The organism is Acidovorax sp. NO-1, assembly GCF_000238595.1.
Lineage (GTDB): Bacteria > Pseudomonadota > Gammaproteobacteria > Burkholderiales > Burkholderiaceae_C > Acidovorax.
In genome coordinates this window covers 20,748-40,294 of sequence record NZ_AGTS01000086.1, presented here as the reverse complement: position 1 = coordinate 40,294, position 19,547 = coordinate 20,748, and the positions used below count along the sequence as shown (strand labels likewise).

Annotated in this window: 16 protein-coding genes; 14 read left to right on the top strand and 2 right to left on the bottom strand. The window is 65.4% G+C overall.

Annotation, left to right across the window (positions count from 1 at the left end):
* Both KYG_RS13935 and KYG_RS13930 read right to left on the bottom strand, forming a co-directional pair.
* A partial coding sequence (locus KYG_RS13935; RefSeq protein WP_034694679.1) for a sensor histidine kinase occupies positions 1 to 1,287 on the bottom strand: 1,287 nt, incomplete at its 3' end.
* Positions 1,284 to 1,970, bottom strand: a complete 687-nt coding sequence (locus tag KYG_RS13930; RefSeq protein ID WP_034694695.1) for a response regulator transcription factor — start codon at positions 1,968 to 1,970, stop codon at positions 1,284 to 1,286. The genes KYG_RS13935 and KYG_RS13930, both read right to left, overlap by 4 nt.
* A 125-nt stretch (positions 1,971 to 2,095) precedes the next feature.
* On the opposite strand from KYG_RS13930, the gene KYG_RS13925 reads away from it, so the two are divergent.
* The 14 genes from KYG_RS13925 to KYG_RS13860 all read left to right on the top strand — a co-directional run bounded on the left by KYG_RS13925 (position 2,096) and on the right by KYG_RS13860 (position 19,525).
* Positions 2,096 to 3,055, top strand: a complete 960-nt coding sequence (locus KYG_RS13925; RefSeq protein ID WP_008905553.1) for a tripartite tricarboxylate transporter substrate binding protein — start codon at positions 2,096 to 2,098, stop codon at positions 3,053 to 3,055.
* A 110-nt stretch (positions 3,056 to 3,165) separates the two neighbouring features.
* Positions 3,166 to 3,684 carry a tripartite tricarboxylate transporter TctB family protein gene (locus KYG_RS13920; RefSeq protein ID WP_008905552.1) on the top strand — a complete coding sequence of 173 codons (519 nt, stop codon included), beginning with the start codon at positions 3,166 to 3,168 and terminating at the stop codon, positions 3,682 to 3,684.
* Between the two features lie 2 nt (positions 3,685 to 3,686).
* Entirely contained in the window at positions 3,687 to 5,192 is a 1,506-nt protein-coding gene (locus tag KYG_RS13915; protein ID WP_034694693.1) for a tripartite tricarboxylate transporter permease, read from the top strand.
* A gap of 192 nt (positions 5,193 to 5,384) precedes the next feature.
* Entirely contained in the window at positions 5,385 to 6,896 is a 1,512-nt protein-coding gene (locus KYG_RS13910) for a sigma-54-dependent Fis family transcriptional regulator (RefSeq protein WP_034694691.1), read from the top strand.
* 161 nt (positions 6,897 to 7,057) lie between these two features.
* Entirely contained in the window at positions 7,058 to 8,248 is a 1,191-nt protein-coding gene (locus tag KYG_RS13905; RefSeq protein ID WP_008905549.1) for a substrate-binding domain-containing protein, read from the top strand.
* A 183-nt stretch (positions 8,249 to 8,431) separates the two neighbouring features.
* Positions 8,432 to 9,616: a substrate-binding domain-containing protein gene (locus tag KYG_RS13900; protein ID WP_008905548.1), complete on the top strand. Its 1,185-nt coding sequence runs from the start codon at positions 8,432 to 8,434 to the stop codon at positions 9,614 to 9,616.
* Between the two features lie 159 nt (positions 9,617 to 9,775).
* Positions 9,776 to 11,263 carry a PHB depolymerase family esterase gene (locus KYG_RS13895; protein ID WP_008905547.1) on the top strand — a complete coding sequence of 496 codons (1,488 nt, stop codon included), beginning with the start codon at positions 9,776 to 9,778 and terminating at the stop codon, positions 11,261 to 11,263.
* Between the two features lie 97 nt (positions 11,264 to 11,360).
* Positions 11,361 to 12,143 (top strand): ABC transporter ATP-binding protein, encoded by a 783-nt coding sequence (locus tag KYG_RS13890; protein WP_008905546.1) that lies wholly within the window; start codon positions 11,361 to 11,363, stop codon positions 12,141 to 12,143.
* On the top strand, positions 12,140 to 12,868 hold the full coding sequence (locus KYG_RS13885) for an ABC transporter ATP-binding protein (protein WP_008905545.1): 729 nt from the start codon (positions 12,140 to 12,142) through the stop codon (positions 12,866 to 12,868). Before KYG_RS13890 ends, KYG_RS13885 begins: the two co-directional genes overlap by 4 nt.
* Before the next feature lie 115 nt (positions 12,869 to 12,983).
* Complete coding sequence (locus KYG_RS13880; RefSeq protein ID WP_008905544.1) at positions 12,984 to 13,970, top strand: branched-chain amino acid ABC transporter permease; 987 nt, start codon at positions 12,984 to 12,986, stop codon at positions 13,968 to 13,970.
* A gap of 17 nt (positions 13,971 to 13,987) precedes the next feature.
* Positions 13,988 to 15,061 carry a branched-chain amino acid ABC transporter permease gene (locus KYG_RS13875; RefSeq protein ID WP_008905543.1) on the top strand — a complete coding sequence of 358 codons (1,074 nt, stop codon included), beginning with the start codon at positions 13,988 to 13,990 and terminating at the stop codon, positions 15,059 to 15,061.
* A gap of 92 nt (positions 15,062 to 15,153) precedes the next feature.
* Positions 15,154 to 17,298, top strand: coding sequence for a D-(-)-3-hydroxybutyrate oligomer hydrolase (locus tag KYG_RS13870; RefSeq protein WP_008905542.1), 2,145 nt, complete (start codon positions 15,154 to 15,156; stop codon positions 17,296 to 17,298).
* An 83-nt stretch (positions 17,299 to 17,381) separates the two neighbouring features.
* Positions 17,382 to 18,557, top strand: a complete 1,176-nt coding sequence (locus tag KYG_RS13865; protein ID WP_369749906.1) for an ABC transporter substrate-binding protein — start codon at positions 17,382 to 17,384, stop codon at positions 18,555 to 18,557.
* Positions 18,558 to 18,634: 77 nt separating this feature from the next.
* Positions 18,635 to 19,525 carry an alpha/beta fold hydrolase gene (locus KYG_RS13860; RefSeq protein ID WP_034694688.1) on the top strand — a complete coding sequence of 297 codons (891 nt, stop codon included), beginning with the start codon at positions 18,635 to 18,637 and terminating at the stop codon, positions 19,523 to 19,525.
* Positions 19,526 to 19,547 lie beyond the last annotated feature (22 nt).

Below are 19,547 nucleotides of genomic sequence, written 5' to 3'. Positions count from 1 at the left end.
GCCAGTGCGCACGTCGCCCGCCGAAAAGGGCTGGAACAGGCGCGTCGCCAGCGCTTCGTCTATGCCCGGCCCATGGTCGCTGATGGTCAGCACCACGCCGGTGCCGTCGGCGCGCAGGTCCACCGCCAGTTCAGTGCCTGCCGGGGCGTGGCGCACCGCGTTGTGCAGCAGGTTGCGGCTGAGCTCGCGCACCATCCATTCGTGCGCCTGAACGCGGGCGGGCTCGGTGTGTATGCCGAAGTCCAGGTTGCGCTGGGCGATCAAGGGGGAGATTTCGAGTGCGACGGTACGCAGGATTTCGTCCAGCCGGATGACCGGGGGCGCACTTTGCTGGCGCAGCTGCTCCACCTTGGCCAGGGCCAGCATCTGGTTGGCCAGCTGGGTGGCGCGGTCCACGGTGTCGCTGATCTCGCGCAGCGCCTGCGTGGGCTCGACATCGCCGCGCTGGGCGGATTGCACCTGCGTCTTGAGCACCGCCAACGGCGTGCGCAGCTGGTGCGACGCATCGCGCACAAAACGTTTCTGATCCCGCAGCAGCTGGCTCAGGCGCTGCATCACGCCGTTGGTAGCGTCCACCAGTGGCTGGAGTTCGCGCGGGGTGGACGGCGCTGCGATGGGGCTCAGATCACCTTCCCTGCGCGCCTGAAGCTGCTGGCTCAGCCGGCGCACGGGGTGGATGGCGCGCTGAACCACCAGCACCACGGTCAGTGCGATCACACCGATCAGCAACGCCTGGCGCAGCAGCGTGTTGTAGAGAAGCTGCAGCGCCAGCGTTTCGCGCACCTCCAGGGTTTCGGCCACCTGGATGACGGCCATGGTGCGGCCCTGGGCGCTGGCCACAGGCTGCAGCAGCACCGCCACGCGCACATCACGGCCGCGCAAGCGCTCGTCGTAGAAATCCACCAGCGCCGCATAGGGCGGCTGCGCCGGAATCTGCCCGCGCCATACGGGCAGCTCGTCAAATCCGGAGACCAGTTCGCCCTGCAAGGTGGATACCCGGTAGAACATCTGGCTCTGGTTGTCTGCCTCGAAAGCTTCCAGCGCCGAGTAGGGAACCGTGGCGCGCAGCTGCGCCGCCTCGTCGTAGCCCTGTACATCCAGCTGTTCGCTGATGCTTTTTGCCGAGGCCAGCAAGGTGCGGTCGTACGCCGTGTTCAGCGAGGCCAGGGTTTGCTGGTAGAGGCTGTACGTGTTGAACGCAATGAAGAGCGCGACGGGCAGCAAAATCCCCAGCAACAGGCGCCTGCGCAGTGAGGGGTGGCGCGGCGGCCGGGCAGGTGCGGTCACGTATCGGCCCGCAGCAGGTAGCCGAGCCCCCGCAAGGTCATCAGCGTCAATCCGGTGCCTGCGAGCTTTTTGCGCAGCCGGTACACCACGACTTCAATGGCTTCAAACTGCACGTCCAGCTGACCCGGGAATACCAGCCCGTACAGGCGCTCCTTCGTCACGGCATGGCCGGGCTGGGCCAGCAGCGCGTGCATCAGCGCCAGTTCCCGGGGCGTGAGTTCCATCACTTCGCCGTTCAGGTAGAGCGCGCCGCTTTCCCTGTCGTAGCGGACTGCACCTATCTGCTGGGTGCTGCTGCGGGCATCGGTGGGCGTTGCAGCGCCCGCATGGCGGCGCTGCAGGGCACGCAGGCGGGCCTCCAGTTCGTCCAGATCAAATGGTTTGGGCAGGTAGTCATCCGCCCCCGCATTCAGCCCGACCACACGATCGCCCACCGTTCCGCGCGCGGTGAGGATCAGCACCGGCGCCCGCAGGCCGCGCGAGCGGGCTTGTTCCAGCACCTGCAGTCCATCAAGCCCCGGCAGCGTGAGGTCCAGGACCACCGCGTCTGGCTGCATCTGTGCCCACCGGTTCAGCGCTGCATGGCCATCGCCGACGGCCGTCACCTGCATGCCTTTGCGGGTCAGGGCGCGGTGCAGGGTGGCCTGCATGGTGGGGTCGTCTTCAACAAGAAGCAGTTGCATGCGCGGCACGATAGCACCGCTGCCATGCTGCAGCCGCATGGGTGTTTTCCCTGCATCCGGGGACAGCCGTTTGACAGGCACGGCGCGCATCATCAGCACGTTCGCACACTTTGCAAGGAGACACCATGCGTCGCGATGCCTTTCTCAGATCCCTGGCCGCCCTCGCCGCTGCAGGCGCGCTGCCTGTAGCGGCCCAGAGCGCACCGGCCGTCAAGATGATGATTCCTGCCAACCCTGGCGGCGGCTGGGATTCGAACGGCCGCGCCCTGGGCAAGGCCATGCAGGAAGCGGGCGCTGCTTCGTCCGTATCCTTTGACAACAAGGGCGGCGCTGCCGGCGCCATTGGCCTGGCCCAGTTCGTCAATGCCAGCAAGGGTGATCCGAATGCGCTGCTGGTGATGGGCGCGGTGATGCTGGGCGGCATCATCGCCGGCAAGCCGCCCGTGGGCCTGGACAAGGTCACCCCGCTGGCGCGCCTGACCAGCGAATACAACGTCTTTGTGCTGCCCGCCAATTCGCCATTCAAGACCATGCGGGACGTGATCGACCAGCTCAAGAAAGACCCGGGCAGCGTGAAGTGGGGCGGGGGCTCCCGGGGCTCGACCGAGCACATTGCCGCCGCAATGATCGCCCGGGAGGTGGGAGTCGATCCGTCCAGGATCAACTACGTGGCATTCCGGGGCGGTGGCGAGGCTACCGCCGCCATACTGGGCGGCAACGTGACCGTGGGCGGCAGTGGCTACAGCGAGTTCGCCGAATACATTGCCGCGGGCAAGATGCTGCCCATTGGCGTCACCTCGGGCCAGCGCCTGAAAGGTGTGAACGTGCCCACGCTCAAGGAGCAGGGCATCAACGTGGAAATTGGCAACTGGCGCGGCGTGTATGGCGCGCCCGGCATCACGCCAGTGCAGCGCAAGGCCCTGATCGATGCGCTGGCCAGGACCTTCAAGCACAAGGCCTGGCAAGACGCGATGGAAAAGAACGGCTGGACCCCCGCATGGATGGCGGGTGACGAGTTCGCCAACTTCGTGGACAGCGAGTTTGCCAGCATGCGCGCCACGATGGCCAAGTCCGGAATGATCTGAGCACACCACCCGGCGCACGCTGCGTACCCCGTCTGCGCGCATTCGTCTTGCCGGCAGGGCAGGCGCGTGCATTGGCCTGGGTGTGTGCGGGCGCGGCGCGAAGGAGCACCATGGCACATCAACATTCCTCACACTCCAGGCCCCTGCAGACCCTCATCGGGGCCGGGCTGGTATTGCTTTCGCTGGGGCTGGCCTGGGGCGCCCGTTCGATCAGTTCGGAGGCCGGCTACGGCGGCGTGGGCCCCAATTTTTTTCCCTGGGTGGTCAGCATTGCCCTGCTGGTGTGTGGCGTGCTGTGCGTGGTGCATGCGCTGACGGGGGGCTTTCGCGACCTCGATGCGGGTTCGGGTGGCGAGCGTGCCCATTGGCAAGGGTTTGCCTGGGTGTCGGCCGGGCTGCTGCTCAACGCCCTGCTCATCACCACGCTGGGTTTCATCCTGAGCTGCGCGCTGTGTTTTGTGCTCGCCGTGAGGGGCTTTAAAAGCTCGGAGGGCGCGCTGGATCTGGGCTGGAAAGCCTGGATCAAGGACCTGCTCCTGGGCATGGCCGTGGCGGCGCCGGTGTACTGGATGTTCACGCAACTGCTGGCCATCAACCTGCCCGGCCTGACCCATACCGGATGGCTGTGACCATGGAAACGTTGAATCTTCTGATGCAGGGGTTTGCCACCGCTGCCACGCCCATCAACCTGGTGTGGGCGCTGGTCGGGTGCATCATTGGCACGGCTGTGGGCGTGCTGCCGGGCATTGGCCCGGCCGTGGCCGTGGCCATGCTGCTGCCCATCACCGTCAAGGTGGAAGCCACCGCGTCGATGATCTTCTTTGCCGGCATCTATTACGGCGCGATGTATGGCGGCTCCACCACGTCGATCCTGCTCAACACGCCGGGAGAGGCGGGCTCCATGGTCACGGCCATGGAGGGCAACAAGATGGCCAAGAGCGGCCGTGCCGGCGCCGCACTGGCCACCGCCGCCATAGGCTCTTTCGTCGCGGGCACCATTGCCACGGTGCTGGTCACGTTCTTTGCGCCGCTGGTGGCCGAGTACGCGGTGCGCCTGGGCCCGCCGGAATACTTCATGCTCATGGTGCTGGCTTTCACCACGGTGAGTGCCGTGCTGGGCAAAAGCACCTTGCGCGGCATGGTGGCCTTGTTTGTGGGGCTGGCCATGGGCCTGATCGGCATCGACCAGATCACCGGCCAGGCGCGCTACACGGGTGGGGTGCCCGAGCTCATGGACGGCATCGAAGTCGTGCTGATTGCCGTTGGCCTGTTTGCCGTGGGGGAGGCGCTGTACAACGTGATGTACGAAGGCCGCACGGAGGCAACGCAAAACCGCCTGACCAGCACCCACATGACCCGGGAGGAGTGGAAGCGCTCCTGGCCGGCATGGATCCGTGCCACTTTCATCGGCTTTCCGTTTGGCACCGTGCCCGCCGGCGGCAGCGAGATTCCGACCTTTCTCAGCTATGCCACCGAAAAGAAGCTGAGCCGGCACCAGGAAGAGTTCGGCACCTCCGGCGCCATCGAAGGTGTGGCGGGGCCCGAGGCGGCCAACAACGCGGCGATCACGGCCACGCTGATTCCGCTGCTGACGCTGGGCATCCCGACGTCGAACACCACCGCCATCCTGCTCGGGGCTTTTCAGAACTATGGCATCCAGCCCGGCCCCCAGCTGTTTGACACCAACGGTGCGCTGGTGTGGGCGCTGATCGCGTCGATGTACATCGGCAACATCATGCTGCTCATCCTCAACCTGCCGCTCATCGGGCTGTGGGTGAAGCTGCTGAAAATTCCCAGGTCGTACCTGTATGCCGGCATCCTGGTGTTTTCCACGCTCGGGGTGTATGGCATGCGCCAGAGCGCCTTCGACCTGGTGCTGCTGTACGCGATCGGCCTGCTGGGCGTGGTGATGCGCCGCTTTGACTTTCCGGCTGCGCCCGTGGTGGTGGGCATGATCCTGGGCCCGCTGGCAGAGGCGCAGATGCGCAATGCCGTGGCCATTGGCGAAGGCCGGTGGACGGTCTTCTTGGAGCGCCCCGGGTCGCTGACGCTGATCATCATTGTGCTGGCGGTGCTCATCGTTCCGCGCGTGCTGCGCCGGTGGGCAAGGCGCAGGCTGGCGGCGCTGGCGCGTTGAGGCGGCTCGCGAGCGCTCGAGCGGTGTCTGGGCAGCTCCTTCCGTTCATGGATTTTTGAATGAAAATGACCGCCAGCGCTTGATGGATATGCGCTAAACGCTATTAATTTGATAGTATTCGAAGTGCATCGCCGATGCAGGGGGCGGGTACCCGAGGTGCCTGGGGCCGCCGTGCCGCGCTACCATCCGCAGATGCCTTTGCTTACCGATGACGCCCCTGCGCTGCCGCTGGATGCCCAAGGCATTCTGGAACTGGCGGCGCGTTCCATGTTCCAGCTGTTTTCCAGCGTCAGCCAGGGCATGTTCCTGGTGGACCGCAGTGGGCGCATCGTGTGGATCAACGAGGGCTACCAGCGCTTTCTGCCGGACCTCGGCTTCTCTTCGGTGGACCAGTTTGTCGGCCGCACGGTGGAGGAGGTCATCCCTAACACGCAGATGCGCCGCGTGCTCGAAACCGGCCAGCCCGTGCTGATCGATCTGCTCACCAACAAGGCGGGCACCTTTGTGGTCAGCCGCATTCCGTTGCGCGACGACGCCGACCGCGTGATCGGCGCCATCGGCATCGTGCTGTTCGACCACCCCGAGACCACGCTGCAGCCGCTGATCAGCAAGTTCGCGCTGCTGCAGCGTGATCTGGACGATGCGCGGCGCGAGCTGGCCAGCCAGCGCAGCCGGTCGCTGGCCGTGGCGGGCGATGGCGAGCGGCGCGCCAAATACACGTTTGCCAGTTTCATCGGCTCCAGCCCCGCAGCGGCCGAGGTCAAGCGCCAGGCACGGCGTGCCGCGCAGTCGAGCAGCCCGGTGCTGCTGCTGGGCGAGACGGGTACCGGCAAGGAGCTGCTGGCCCATGCCATCCATGCGGCATCCAGCCGCGCCAGCGGCCCGTTCGTCAGCGTCAACATCGCCGCTGTGCCCGACACACTACTGGAGGCCGAGTTCTTCGGCGTGGCCCCGGGCGCCTACACCGGCGCCGACCGCAAGGGCCGCGACGGCAAGTTCAAGCTGGCCGATGGCGGCACGCTGTTCCTCGATGAAATCGGCGACATGCCGCAGAGCCTGCAGGCCAAGCTGCTGCGGGCACTGCAGGAGGGCGAGATCGAGCCCCTGGGCTCCAACAAGCTGGTGCCCTTCAACGTCCGCATCCTGGCGGCCACGTCGCGCGACCTGGCATCGCTGGTGCGCGAAAGCCGGTTTCGCGAAGATCTTTTCTACCGGCTGCACGTGCTGCCGGTGCGCGTGCCGCCGCTGCGCGTGCGGCGCGGCGACATACCCGCGCTGGTGGAGGCCCTGGGCGAAGACCTGGCGCATCGCAACGGCATACCCCCACCCGAGCTCACGCCCGATGCCATGGCCCTGCTGGCAGGCCAGCCGTGGCGCGGCAACATCCGCGAACTGCGCAACGTGCTGGAGCAGGCCGTGATGCGCAGCGACTCTGCCTACATCGATGCAGCGCAGCTCGAGCGCGTGCTGCGCGATGCCGGGGTGGTGCCTGCCGCGCCCGCGCCGGTGCTGGAGGTAGCGTCAGCCACCGACGCCGAAGACGAAAGCCGCTACCTGCGCCCGCTGGCAGAGCAGGTTGCAGAGCTGGAGCGCCGCGCCATCGCAGCGGCGATGAAAGCGCATGGCGGCAACAAGCTCGCCACCGCGCGCCAGCTGGGCATCTCCCGGGCCACGCTCTATGGCAGGCTGGAAAACCCTGATTAAAAATCAGGCAACTGTCTTGAACTTGGTCAGACCTGTTGGCTGAAAGTCAGGCAGAAACTGGGATTGAGGCCACAAACAAGTCGGTTTTATGACGGAAGGGTGCATGGGCTGGGTTGGCACGGATGCTGCAACATTTGGTCACAACTCCAGGAGACAACCCCATGCAACGACGCGCCCTGATTGCGCTGGCCGCACTGGTCAGCGCCCTTGCCGCTCCGGCCTTCGGCCAGACCGGGGAAATTCGCATCGCCCACGTCTATAGCAAAACCGGGCCGCTGGAGGCCTACGGCAAGCAGACCCAGACCGGACTGATGATGGGGCTGGAGTACGCCACTGGCGGCACCATGACCATCAATGGCAAGAAAATTGTCGTGATCGAGCGGGACGACCAGGGCAAGCCCGACCTGGGCAAGAGCCTGCTGGCGGCGGCCTATGCGGACGACAAGGCGGACATCGCCGTCGGGCCCACGGCGTCTGGCGTGGCGCTGGCCATGCTGCCCGTGGCCGAGGAGCACAAAAAAATCCTGATGGTGGAGCCCGCCGTGGCCGATGCGATCACCGGCGAAAAATGGAACAAGTACATCTTTCGCACCGGGCGCAACAGCAGCCAGGACGCCATCAGCAACGCAGTGGCAGTGGACCGGGAAGGCGCCGTCATCGCCACCCTGGCGCAGGACAACGCCTTTGGACAGGGCGGTGTGAAGGCGTTCAAGGATTCGGTCAAGAAGGCCAAGGTGGTCCATGAGGAATACCTGCCTCCCGCCACCACTGATTTCACGGCCGGGGCCCAGCGGTTGATCGAAAAGCTCAAGGACCAGCCGGGGCGAAAGATTATCTGGATCATCTGGGCGGGCGGCGGGGGCAGCCCGTTCAAGATTGCCGACCTGGACTTGAAGCGCTACGGCATAGAGATCGCCACGGGCGGCAACATTTTGCCCGCCATGGTGTCCTACAACCAGTTCCCGGGCATGGAAGGCGCAACGTACTACTACTACAGCTTCTCCAAGAACAAGCCCAACCTGTGGCTGGTCACGCAGCACTTTGTCCGCTATGAGACGCCGCCAGACTTCTTCACGGCGGGGGGCTTCAGCTCCGCGATGGCCCTGGTCACCGCGCTTCAGAAGACGGGGGGTGATACCAACACCAACAAGCTGATAGCCACCATGGAGGGCATGAGCTTCGACACCCCCAAGGGCACCATGACCTTCCGCAAGGAAGACCACCAGGCCCTGCAAAGCATGTACCACTTCCGCGTGGCCCCCGGTGCACGCCAGGGCACCATGGCCGACCTCTATCTGGTGCGCGAAATCAAGCCGCAGGACATGAACCTGCCCATCCGCAACCGGCGGTGACGGCCGGACGGAATCGGTGCAAACCCTGCATTAAATCCAATCAAATGACCAAAAATCAGACATTTGTTTTGTATTTATTTCAGCCATTCCATTTTGGTTGTTTGGAAATATCGTTATAAATCAACCACTTACATATTGGCACGAACTGTGCAATTAGCAGGCATCACAACTGGAGACCTCCCCATGCAACGACGTACCCTGGTAGCTCTGGCCGCATTGGCCGCCACAATCTCTGCACCCGCCTTCGCCCAGACTGGCGAGATCCGCATTGCCCACGTGTACAGCAAGACGGGCCCGCTGGAGGCCTATGGCAAGCAGACGCAGACCGGCCTGATGATGGGTCTGAACTACGCCACCGGCGGCACCATGATGGTGGGCGGCAAGAAGATCGTGGTGATCGAGAAGGACGACCAGGGCAAGCCTGACCTGGGCAAGAGCCTGCTGGCAGCGGCGTACTCGGACGACAAGGCCGACATTGCCGTGGGCCCCACATCGTCGGGCGTGGCACTGGCGCTGCTGCCGGTGGCCGAGGAATACAAGAAGATCCTGCTGGTGGAGCCTGCTGTGGCCGACGCCATCACGGGTGACAAGTGGAACAAGTACATCTTCCGCACGGGCCGCAACAGCAGCCAGGACGCGATCTCCAACGCCGTGGCGGTGGACAAGGATGGCGTGACGATCGCCACCCTGGCACAAGACAACGCCTTTGGCCGCGATGGCGTCAAGGCGTTCAAGGATGCGGTCAAGAAGGCCAAGGTGGCCCACGAGGAGTACCTGCCCGCCGCCACCACCGACTTCACCGCAGGTGCACAACGCCTGATCGAGAAGCTCAAGGACCAGCCCGGCCGCAAGATCATCTGGATCGTCTGGGCAGGCGCAGGCAACCCGTTCAAGATTGCCGACATGGACCTGAAGCGCTACGGCATTGAGATCTCGACCGGCGGCAACATTCTGCCCGCCATGGCGTCGTACAAGAACTTCCCCGGCATGGAAGGCGCCACGTACTACTACTTCGGCATCCCCAAGAACCCCGTGAACGAAGCCCTGGTGGCAGCGCACTACAAGGAGTTCAAGACCCCGCCAGACTTCTTCACGGCCGGTGGTTTCAGCTCGGCCATGGCGCTGGTGACGGCGCTCAAGGCCACCAATGGCGACACCAACACCAACAAGCTCATCAAGACCATGGAAGGCATGAGCTTTGACACGCCCAAGGGCAAGATGACCTTCCGCAAGGAAGACCACCAGGCCATGCAGAGCATGTACCACTTCAAGATCAAGGTGGACCCGGCCTTTGCCTGGGGCGTGCCCGAGCTGGTCCGCGAGATCAAGCCTGAAGAAATGAACGTGCCGATTCGCAACCAGCGATAACCTGTTTGCGTGGCCCCGCGCCGGCACGACCGTGCCGCGCGCGGGGATCATCCCGCGGGGGCGGCCGCCCCTCTTTTTCCAGTGAGTTGAAAGCATGAACCCCCGGGTTACACGGGGGCTGGTCAGACTTTTCCTGAAAAATACTTGGAGACAGACAACATGACTTTTGCCTTCATCCGGGCAGCCACCGCCAGCGCGGCGCTGGCCCTGGTATCGCTGGGTTCCGCCACGGCCGCCGTCAACCTTCCCGCACTCAATATCGACAAGACGCAGACCACCATCTCCGGCCTTTCAGCCGGTGGCTTCATGGCGGTGCAGATGCACGTGGCGTACTCGGCCACCTTTGCCAAGGGGGCTGGCATTTTTGCCGCAGGGCCCTACAACTGCGCCGAAGGTTCCATCATCAACGCCACGGGGCGCTGCATGACCAGCACCAGCGCTTCGGGCATTCCCACCAGCACGCTGGTCAATACCACCAACACCTGGGCCAGCCAGGGGCTGATCGACCCGGTGGCCAACCTGCAGAACTCCAGGGTTTATCTCTTCTCGGGCACGCTGGACACGGTGGTCAAGCCGGGTGCTGTGGACGCGCTGCGCAACTACTACGGCAGTTTCGTGCCCGCGGCCAACATCGTCTACAAGAAGGACCTGGCGGCCGAGCACGCCATGATCACCGACGACTATGGCAGCGGCTGCACGGTCAAGGGGGCGCCCTTCATCAACGACTGCAATTTCGACCTCGCCGGGGCGATGCTGCAGCACCTGTATGGCCCGCTCAATCCGCGCAACAACGCTGCATTGCCCGCGGGCAATTTCATCGAGTTCAACCAGACACAGTTCATCACCAACCACGGCATGGGCACCACGGGCTGGGCCTATGTGCCGCAGGCCTGCCAGGCCGGCAGCAGCACCGCATGCCGCCTGCATGTGGTGCTACACGGCTGCAAGCAGAACCTGACGGACGTGCAGCAGCAATACGTGCGCAACACCGGCTACAACCGCTGGGCAGACACCAACAACATCGTGATGCTCTACCCGCAGACTGGCGTGGGCGCCACCAACAGCTGCTTTGACTGGTGGGGCTATGACAGCGCCAACTACGCCAAGAAGTCCGGCCCGCAGATGGCCGCCATCAAGGCCATGGTGGACCGCGTATCCAGCGGCGGTGGCACGCTGCCGCCCGACCCGGTGGCCCTTCCCGCACCCACGGGCGTGAGCACATCGGGCGCCACCGCCAGCAGCATGACCATCGGCTGGAACGCCGTGGCCGGTGCCGCCAGCTACAACGTGTACCGCAACGCCAACAAGGTCAACGCGTTGCCCGTGAACGCCACGAGCTACACCGATACCGGCCTGGCCGCATCCACCACCTACAGCTGGACCGTGCGCGCCGCGGACGCCAATGGCGCGGAGGGCGCTACCTCCGCCCCGGTATCAGCCACCACCCAGGCTGCATCGGGCGGCGGCACAGGTGTGTGCACCACGGCCAGCAACTATGCGCACACCCTGGCGGGGCGCGCCTATGCGGCAGGGGGCTATGCCTACGCCCTGGGATCCAACCAGAACATGGGCCTGTGGAACGTGTTCGTGACCAAAACCCTCAAGCAGACCGCGCCCAACCATTACGTGATTGGCACCTGCCCCTGAGCCCGCGCCAGGGGGCTGCGCAGCTGCGCATTCCCCTGCCGGGTGGCCTGGTGCCACGCCCCGAGATGATGACTTTGAAGAAAGAGAAGCTGTACCCATGAGCACCTTGGCCACCAAGGACTTGACCATCCGCTTCGGCGGCCACGTGGCGGTGAATGCCGTGACCTGCTCGTTCGAGCCCGGCACGCTCACCGCCATCGTGGGCCCCAACGGCGCTGGCAAGACCACCTACTTCAACCTTATCTCTGGCCAGCTGCGCGCCAGCAGCGGCACCGTCACGCTGGGCGGGCAGGACATCACCGGCCAGTCCGTGTCGGCCCGCACGCACGCGGGCCTGGGCCGGGCGTTCCAGCTCACCAACCTGTTTCCCAACCTCAGCGTGCTGGAAAACGTGCGCCTGGCCGTCCAGGCCACGAAGGAGGGCAAGCACCGCGGCGGGCTGAACCTGTGGAGCATCTGGAGCGACCACACCGCGCTCACCCAGCGCGCCCGCGCCATCCTGCAGGCCGTGGCCATGAACGACCGCGCCGACACCCCCGTGGCCAGCCTGCCCCACGGCGACCAGCGCAAGCTGGAAGTGGCCCTGCTCATGGCACTGGAGCCGCAGGTCTACATGTTTGACGAGCCCACGGCAGGCATGAGCCACGACGAGGCGCCCGTGATCCTGAACCTGATCCGCGAGCTCAAGAAAGACAAGACCAAGATCATCCTGCTGGTGGAGCACAAGATGGACGTGGTGCGCGAGCTGGCCGACCGCATCATCGTGCTTACCAACGGTACGCTGGTGGCCGATGGCCCGCCGGCGGAGGTGATTGCATCGCCCGTGGTGCAGGAAGCCTACCTGGGCGTCAGCAAGGACGCAGAGAAGGAGGCCGCATGAGCTCGGCCAATCTCCTCGAACTCAAGGGCGTGCACACGCACATCGGCGCGTACCACATCCTGCATGGCGTGGACCTGGCTGTACCCAAAGGGCAGCTCACCATGCTGCTGGGCCGCAACGGCGCGGGCAAGACGACCACGCTGCGCACCATCATGGGCCTGTGGCATGCGTCCAAGGGCAGCATCCACTTTGGCGGCAAAGACATCACCGCGCTCAACACGCCCCAGATCGCGGGCATGAACATCGCCTATGTGCCCGAGAACATGGGCATCTTTGCTGACCTCACCGTCAAGGAAAACATGCTGCTGGCCGCCCGCAGCGCCAGCAACGCCGCGCAGATGGATACCGCGCGGCTTGAGTGGATCTTCAAGCTCTTCCCTGCGGTGGAGAAGTTCTGGAACCACCCGGCCGGCAAGCTCAGCGGCGGGCAAAAACAGATGCTGGCCGTGAGCCGCGCCATCGTGGAGCCGCGCGAGCTGCTCATCGTGGACGAGCCCAGCAAGGGCCTGGCCCCCGCGATCATCAACAACATGATCGAGGCGTTTGACCAGCTCAAAAAGAGCGGCGTGACGATCTTGCTGGTGGAGCAGAACATCAATTTCGCCAAGCGGCTCGGTGACACCGTGGCCGTGATGGACAACGGCCAGGTGGTGCATGCAGGCAGCATGGCCGCACTGGCGCAGGACGAAGAGCTGCAGCGATCGCTGCTGGGGTTGGCACTATGAGTTTCACACCGGATTTCAAGACTTTTTGGCCTCTGGCGCTTGCTGGTAAAGCGCAAGCAGCTATTAAAAATGTAGCGACATGGCAGGGCGCCATGGCCGCGCAAGGAGGCCGGGCATGAACATCTCCCGCGATTTCGACTGGAAGCCCCTGGCGCTGGTGCCCGCACTTGCGCTGCTGGTGCTGCCCTTCATCGGTTCGCCCAGCACCTGGCTCACGCTCACGGTGGCGGGGCTGGCCATGGGCATGATCATCTTCATCATCGCCTCGGGCCTTACGCTGGTGTTTGGCCTGATGGACGTGCTGAACTTCGGCCACGGCGTGTTCATCGCTTTAGGCGCCTTTGTGGCCACCAGCGTGCTGGGCGCCATGGGCGACTACACGCAAAGCGCCGACATCTGGCGCAACCTGATGGCCGTGCTGCCGGCCATGCTGGTGGCCATGGCCGTGGCCGGCGCCGTGGGCCTGGCGTTCGAGCGCTTCATCGTGCGGCCCGTGTACGGCCAGCATCTGAAGCAGATCCTCATCACCATGGGCGGCATGATCATTGGAGAAGAACTCATCAAGGTCATCTGGGGCCCTGCGCAGATCCCGCTGCCGCTGCCCGAGGGCATGCGCGGCTCGCTGCTGGTGGGTGATGCCGCCATCGAGAAATACCGCCTGATTGCCGTGGTCGTGGGCCTTGTGGTCTTCGGCGTGCTCGCCTGGACGCTCTCGCGCACCAAGGTGGGCCTCTTGATCCGAGCCGGCGTGCAGGACCGCGAGATGGTCGAGTCGCTGGGCTACCGCATCCGCCGCCTGTTCGTGGGCGTGTTCGTGGTGGGCTCGGCGCTGGCCGGCCTCGGCGGCGTGATGTGGGGCCTTTACCAGCAGAACGTCATCCCGCAGATGGGGGCGCAGGTCAACGTGCTGATCTTCATCGTGATCATCATCGGCGGGCTGGGCAGCACGGGCGGGGCGCTGATTGGCGCACTGCTGGTGGGCCTGATGGCCAACTACACCGGCTTTCTTGCGCCCAAGGTGGCGCTGTTCTCCAACATCGCGCTCATGGTGGCCATCCTGCTGTGGCGTCCACAGGGGGTGTACCCCGTGACCAACCGCTAAGGCAAGGAAACAAGACCATGTTGACCCGTCTTCTTTCCAATGATTTCCCGCGCAGCAAGGTGCTGGCAGTCATTCTTGTGGCCATCCTGATCGGGCTGGCGTTTGCACCGTTCCTGTTCCCGGGCGTCAAGGCGCTGTCGGTGGCGGCCAAGGTGCTGATCTTCGTGGTGCTGGTCGCCAGCTTCGACCTGTTGCTGGGCTACACCGGCATCGTGAGCTTTGCGCACACCATGTTCTTTGGCATCGGCGCCTACGGCATTGCCATGGCGACCACGCGCATGGGGCCCACGTGGATGGCGCTGGGCGTGGGCATTGGCGGTGCGCTGCTGCTGTCGCTGCTGCTGTCGCTGGCCGTGGGGCTGTTCTCGCTGCGCGTGCGGGCCATCTTCTTTGCCATGATCACGCTGGCCGTGGCGGCGGCGTTCCAGACGCTTGCCTCCCAGCTGTCAGAGTGGACGGGCGGCGAGGACGGCCTGACCTTCAAGGTCCCGCAACTGCTGTCGCCCAGTTTCGAGCCGTTCGAGAACGAAGTGCTGGGGGTGCTGATCGACGGAAAGATCATCACCTACTACCTGCTGTTCGTCATGGCGGTGGTGCTGGTGCTGGCGCTCTTGCGCATCGTGAACTCGCCGTTTGGCCGTGTGCTGCAGGCCATCCGCGAGAACGAGTTCCGCGCCGAGGCCATTGGCTACCGCGTGGTGGTGTACCGTACCACCTCCAGCGTGCTGTCGGCGCTGTTTGCCACCATGGCGGGCGCGATGCTTGCGCTCTGGCTGCGCTACAACGGGCCCGACACCTCGCTCAGCTTCGAAATCATGATGGACTGCCTGCTCATCGTGGTGATCGGCGGCATGGGCACGATCTATGGCTCGGCCATCGGCGCGGTGCTTTTCCTGCTGGCGCAAAGCTATCTGCAGGACCTGCTGCGCATGGGCAGCGAGGCGGCCAGTGCGCTGCCCTGGCTGTCGGCCCTTTTGTCGCCTGACCGCTGGCTGCTCTGGCTCGGCGTTCTGTTTGTTCTGTCGGTCTATTACTTCCCCACCGGTGTGGTGGGGCGCCTGCGCGCGGCAGCTGCGCGCAAGGCGGGGTGAGGGAAAGCCTTGGCCGCGCAGGGCGACCTGCACGGCCGGGGCTTTGGTGAGCTGTGCATCCAACGCTAAGAAAAACTCCTGGAGACAAACCCATGAAGGTCAGCACCATGAAGACTCGCATTCGCCCGTTTGTGCCTGCAGCACTGGCGGCTGCGGTATTGGCAGCCTGCGGCGGCAGCGACGGCGACAGCGCTCCCGTCAACGCCAAGCCTGCATACCTCGGCGCAATCAGCGCCGTCACGTATGACGGCACCAGCAACGACTTGCTCACCGCAGGCCTGGGAGCCAGCGGCTTGGCCGCGCCGGTGGCGCCCGCCTATGCCGACCCGCTCAACCCCACGGCGGCCGAGCTGCGCCGCACGGCCATCCACACCAACTACCGCGCCATGCTCGACATGACGGCCGCCGGTGGCTACGGCACGCTGTACGGCCCCAACGTCAATGCCCAGGGCCAGGTCACGGCTGGCGACGGCAAGGTGGCGGGTACCGAATACATCGCTTTTGCAGACGACGGCACGGGCCGCAAGAACGTCACGCTCATGGTGCAGGTGCCCGCCAGCTTCGACCCCAAGAAGCCCTGCATGATCACCGCCACCGCCTCGGGCTCGCGCGGCGTGTATGGAGGTATCTCCACGGGCGAGTGGGGCCTCAAGAAGGGCTGCGCGGTGGCCTACTCTGACAAGGGCACAGGCGGCGCGCCACACGACCTGCAAAACGATACCGTGCCGCTGATCGACGGCACCCGCGCCACGGCCGCAGCCGCCGGTGCCAATGCCGCGTTCAATGCGGGCCTCACGCCCACCGAGCTGGCCGCCTTCAACGCGGGCACGCCCAATCGCTTTGCCTTCAAGCACGCACACTCTGGTCAAAACGCGGAAAAGGACTGGGGCACCACCACGCTGCAGGCCGTGGAGTTTGGCTACTACGTGCTCAACCAGCGTTATGGCGAGACCAACGCAGCGGGCCAGCGCCTCAAATCCCTCACCCCCGCCAACACCATTGTCATTGCCTCCAGCATTTCCAACGGCGGTGGCTCCGCCATCGCCGCGGCCGAGCAGGACACGCAAGGCCTCATCAGCGGTGTGGCCGTGTCAGAGCCGGCCATCGAGATGCCGGCCAACCCCGGCGTCACGGTGCGCCGCGGTAGCGCCGACATTGTGGTGACGGGCAAGCCCCTCATCGACTTCACCACCTACGCCAACCTGTACCAGTCCTGCGCTTCGCTGGCGCCGTCCATCGGCTCCACCCCCTACGCCGCGGCGTTTGCGGCCGGGTTTGGCAGTGCGGCCCTGCCCATTGCGCCCAATCGCTGCGCGTCGCTCAAGGCGGCGGGCCTGCTGTCGGCCTCCACCACCGCCACCCAGGCCGAAGAGGCCCTGCAAAAGCTGCGCGACTACGGCTGGGAGCCCGAGTCCAACGACCTTCATGCCTCGCTGGCGGCCTTCGAGGTCGCGCCTGCCGTGGCAGTCACCTTTGCCAACAGCCTCTCGCGTGCCAGCGTGAAGGACAACCTGTGCGGCTTCAGCTACGCGGCCACGGCGGCCACCGGTGCGGTCACGCCCCTGGCCGCGGCTGCGCTGCCCGGCATGTTTGCAACCGGCAACGGCGTTCCTCCGTCGGGTGGCATCAACCTGGTGAACAACCTGGGCAAATTCGGACCGGCGCGGGACTTCCTGTCGTTCTCGGATGCGGGTGTGGCCGACTGGAACACCGCTGGCGCGCTGTGCCTGCGCAACCTGGTCACCGGCACCGACGCCGCAGCCAGGAAGCTGCAGGCCGGTGTGGATGAAACCCGCCGCAACGGCAACCTGAGCGGCAAGCCCGCGATCATCGTGCACGGCCGCGCAGATGCGCTGCTGCCCGTGAGCCACACCTCGCGCCCCTATGCCGCGCTGAACAGGAAGGTCGAGGGCGCCGCCAGCAAGCTCAGCTATGTGGAGGTGGCCAACGCGCAGCACTTTGACAGCTTCATCGGCCTGCCCACGGTGCTGCCGGGCTACGACAGCCGCTATGTGCCGCTGCACGTGTACCTGAACCACGCGCTCGACGCCGTGTACGACCACCTTGCCAGCGGCAAGCCGCTGCCTGCCAGCCAGGTGGTGCGCACCGTGCCGCGCGGCGGCACACCCGGCAGTGCGCCCGCGATCACGGCCGCCAACGTGCCGCCGATCGCTGCCACGCCAGTGGCTGCCAACGCCATCGCTGTGACGGCCGGTTCGATCTCCGTACCCGACTGAACCCCGCCCGCAAACGCTGCCACGCAACCCACCCCGGCCGTGCACGCCCCGCTGCCACGGCCGGCGACAACCCAAGGATGGACATGAATGCTACGTTGATGACCTGGAGCCGCCGCATGGTCAGGGCCCTGGCCATGCCGGGCCTGCTGGCGGTGGCTGCGGGGTGGTGCGGCGTGGCCGCCGCGCCTGCCCGCGCTGCCGAACTGGTGGTGGGGCAGGTGGCGCCGCTGTCGGGCGTGCTGGCCACCACGGGCGCCCAGATGGTGCTGGGCGGCAAGATCTACTTTGATGCCGTGAACGCCCAGGGCGGTGTGCACGGTGCCACCATCCGGCAGGAGGTGGTGGACGACGGCTACAAGGTGGCCGACACCGTGCGCCTGACGCGTGAAATGCTGGCCAAGCCCGAGGTGGTTGCGCTGTATGGCTTTGCCGGCACGGCCAACATCACGCAGCTGCTGGCCGATGGCGTGCTGGAGCAGGGCGGCGCCGCGCTGGTGGCACCGTACACCGGCGGTGAATCGCTGCGCAACCCCTTCAACCCCTGGATCTTCCATGTGCGGGCCGGCTATGCCGACGAGGCCGAGCACATGGTGCAGCAGCTCACCACCCTGGGCATGAACCGCATTGCCGTGATGTACCAGGACGACGGCTTTGGCAAGGCGGGCCTGGCGGGTGTCGAGGCAGCCCTGGCCAAGCGCAGTCTCAAGCTGGTGGTGTCTGCGGGCTACGAACGCAACACCGACAAGGTGGAAGATGCCGTCAAAGCCGTCAAGGCGGCCGATGTGCACGCGGTCATCATGATTGCCGTCAACAAGCCTGCGGCAGCGTTCGTCAAGCAGTACCGCGAGCAGGGCGGCGGCGCCCAGCTCTACAACATCTCGGTGGTGGACCCGGCCGAGCTTGTCAAGCTGGCGGGCCTGAAGAACGCGCATGGCCTGGGCATCAGCCAGGTGGTGCCTTACCCCTACCGCCCCATGCTGCCGGTGGTGCGCGAGTACCAGGCGCTGCTCAAGAAGTACGCGCCCGACGCGGAGATCAACTACACCAGCTTCGAGCAGTTCCTGGGTGCCAAGGTCCTCGTCGAAGCCCTGCGCCGCGCGGGCCCTGCACCCACGCGCGCCAAGGTGGTGAAGGCGCTGGAGTCGCTGCAGAACTATGACCTGGGCGGCATCACGCTGAGTTACTCGCCCACCAACCGCATCGGCTCGCGGTATGTCGAGGTCACGGTCATCGGCAGCAATGGCCGCCTCATGAAATGAACGAACACCACGGCGCATCGGCGCATTGCGCCGCATGCAGCCGCCCCTTTTTTAATTGACCCACACGAATGCCCACCATGACCCCGTTATCGCGCTATGTCACCTGTGCAGGTTATGAAATCCACTACATGGAGTGGGGCGCACTCGATGCGCCCGTGGTGATCGCCTGGCACGGCTTGGCGCGCACGGGCCGGGACATGGACGAACTGGCGGCCCATCTGGCCCCCCGCTACCGCGTGATCTGCCCCGACACCCTGGGGCGGGGCCTGAGCCAGTGGGCGCGTGCGCCGCACGATGAATACCGCCTCGCGTTTTATGCGCGCATCGCAGCGGGGCTGTTTGACGCGCTGGGCATCGAGCGCGCGCACTGGGTGGGCACGTCGATGGGCGGGGCGATCGGCACCGTGTGTGCGTCGGGGCTTTTCGAGCCGCAGCTCAAGGGCCGCATCCAGAGCCTGCTGCTCAACGACAACGCGCCGCAGCTCGCTGAAGAGGCGCTGGAGCGCATCAAGTCGTATGCGGGCCACCCCCCCGCGTTTGATACGGTGCACGAACTGGAGGTGTTCTTCAGGCAGGTGTACAAGCCCTATGGCTGGCTCAGCGATGCGCAGTGGCGCACCCTGACCGAAACCTCCACGCGCCGTCTGCCCGACGGCCGGGTGACGCCGCATTACGACCCGGCCATGGTGCAGCAGTTCACCCACCACGCCAACGACTACCTGATCTGGGACCACTACGACGCGCTGGACATCCCCGTGCTGTGCCTGCGGGGTGAAGACTCCGACCTGGTGCGCCGCGAGACCACCGTGCAGATGCTGGCGCGGGGCCCCGGCCTGCGCGGGCTGGCGCAGGTGATCGAAGTACCCGGCTGCGGCCATGCCCCGGCACTCAACGTGCCTGCGCAGTACGAGCTGGTGGACCAGTTCCTCGCGCGGGCCGAGCACCACGCGGCCGTGCCCGCGCACTGACGGATGCCCCGGGGATGCCTGC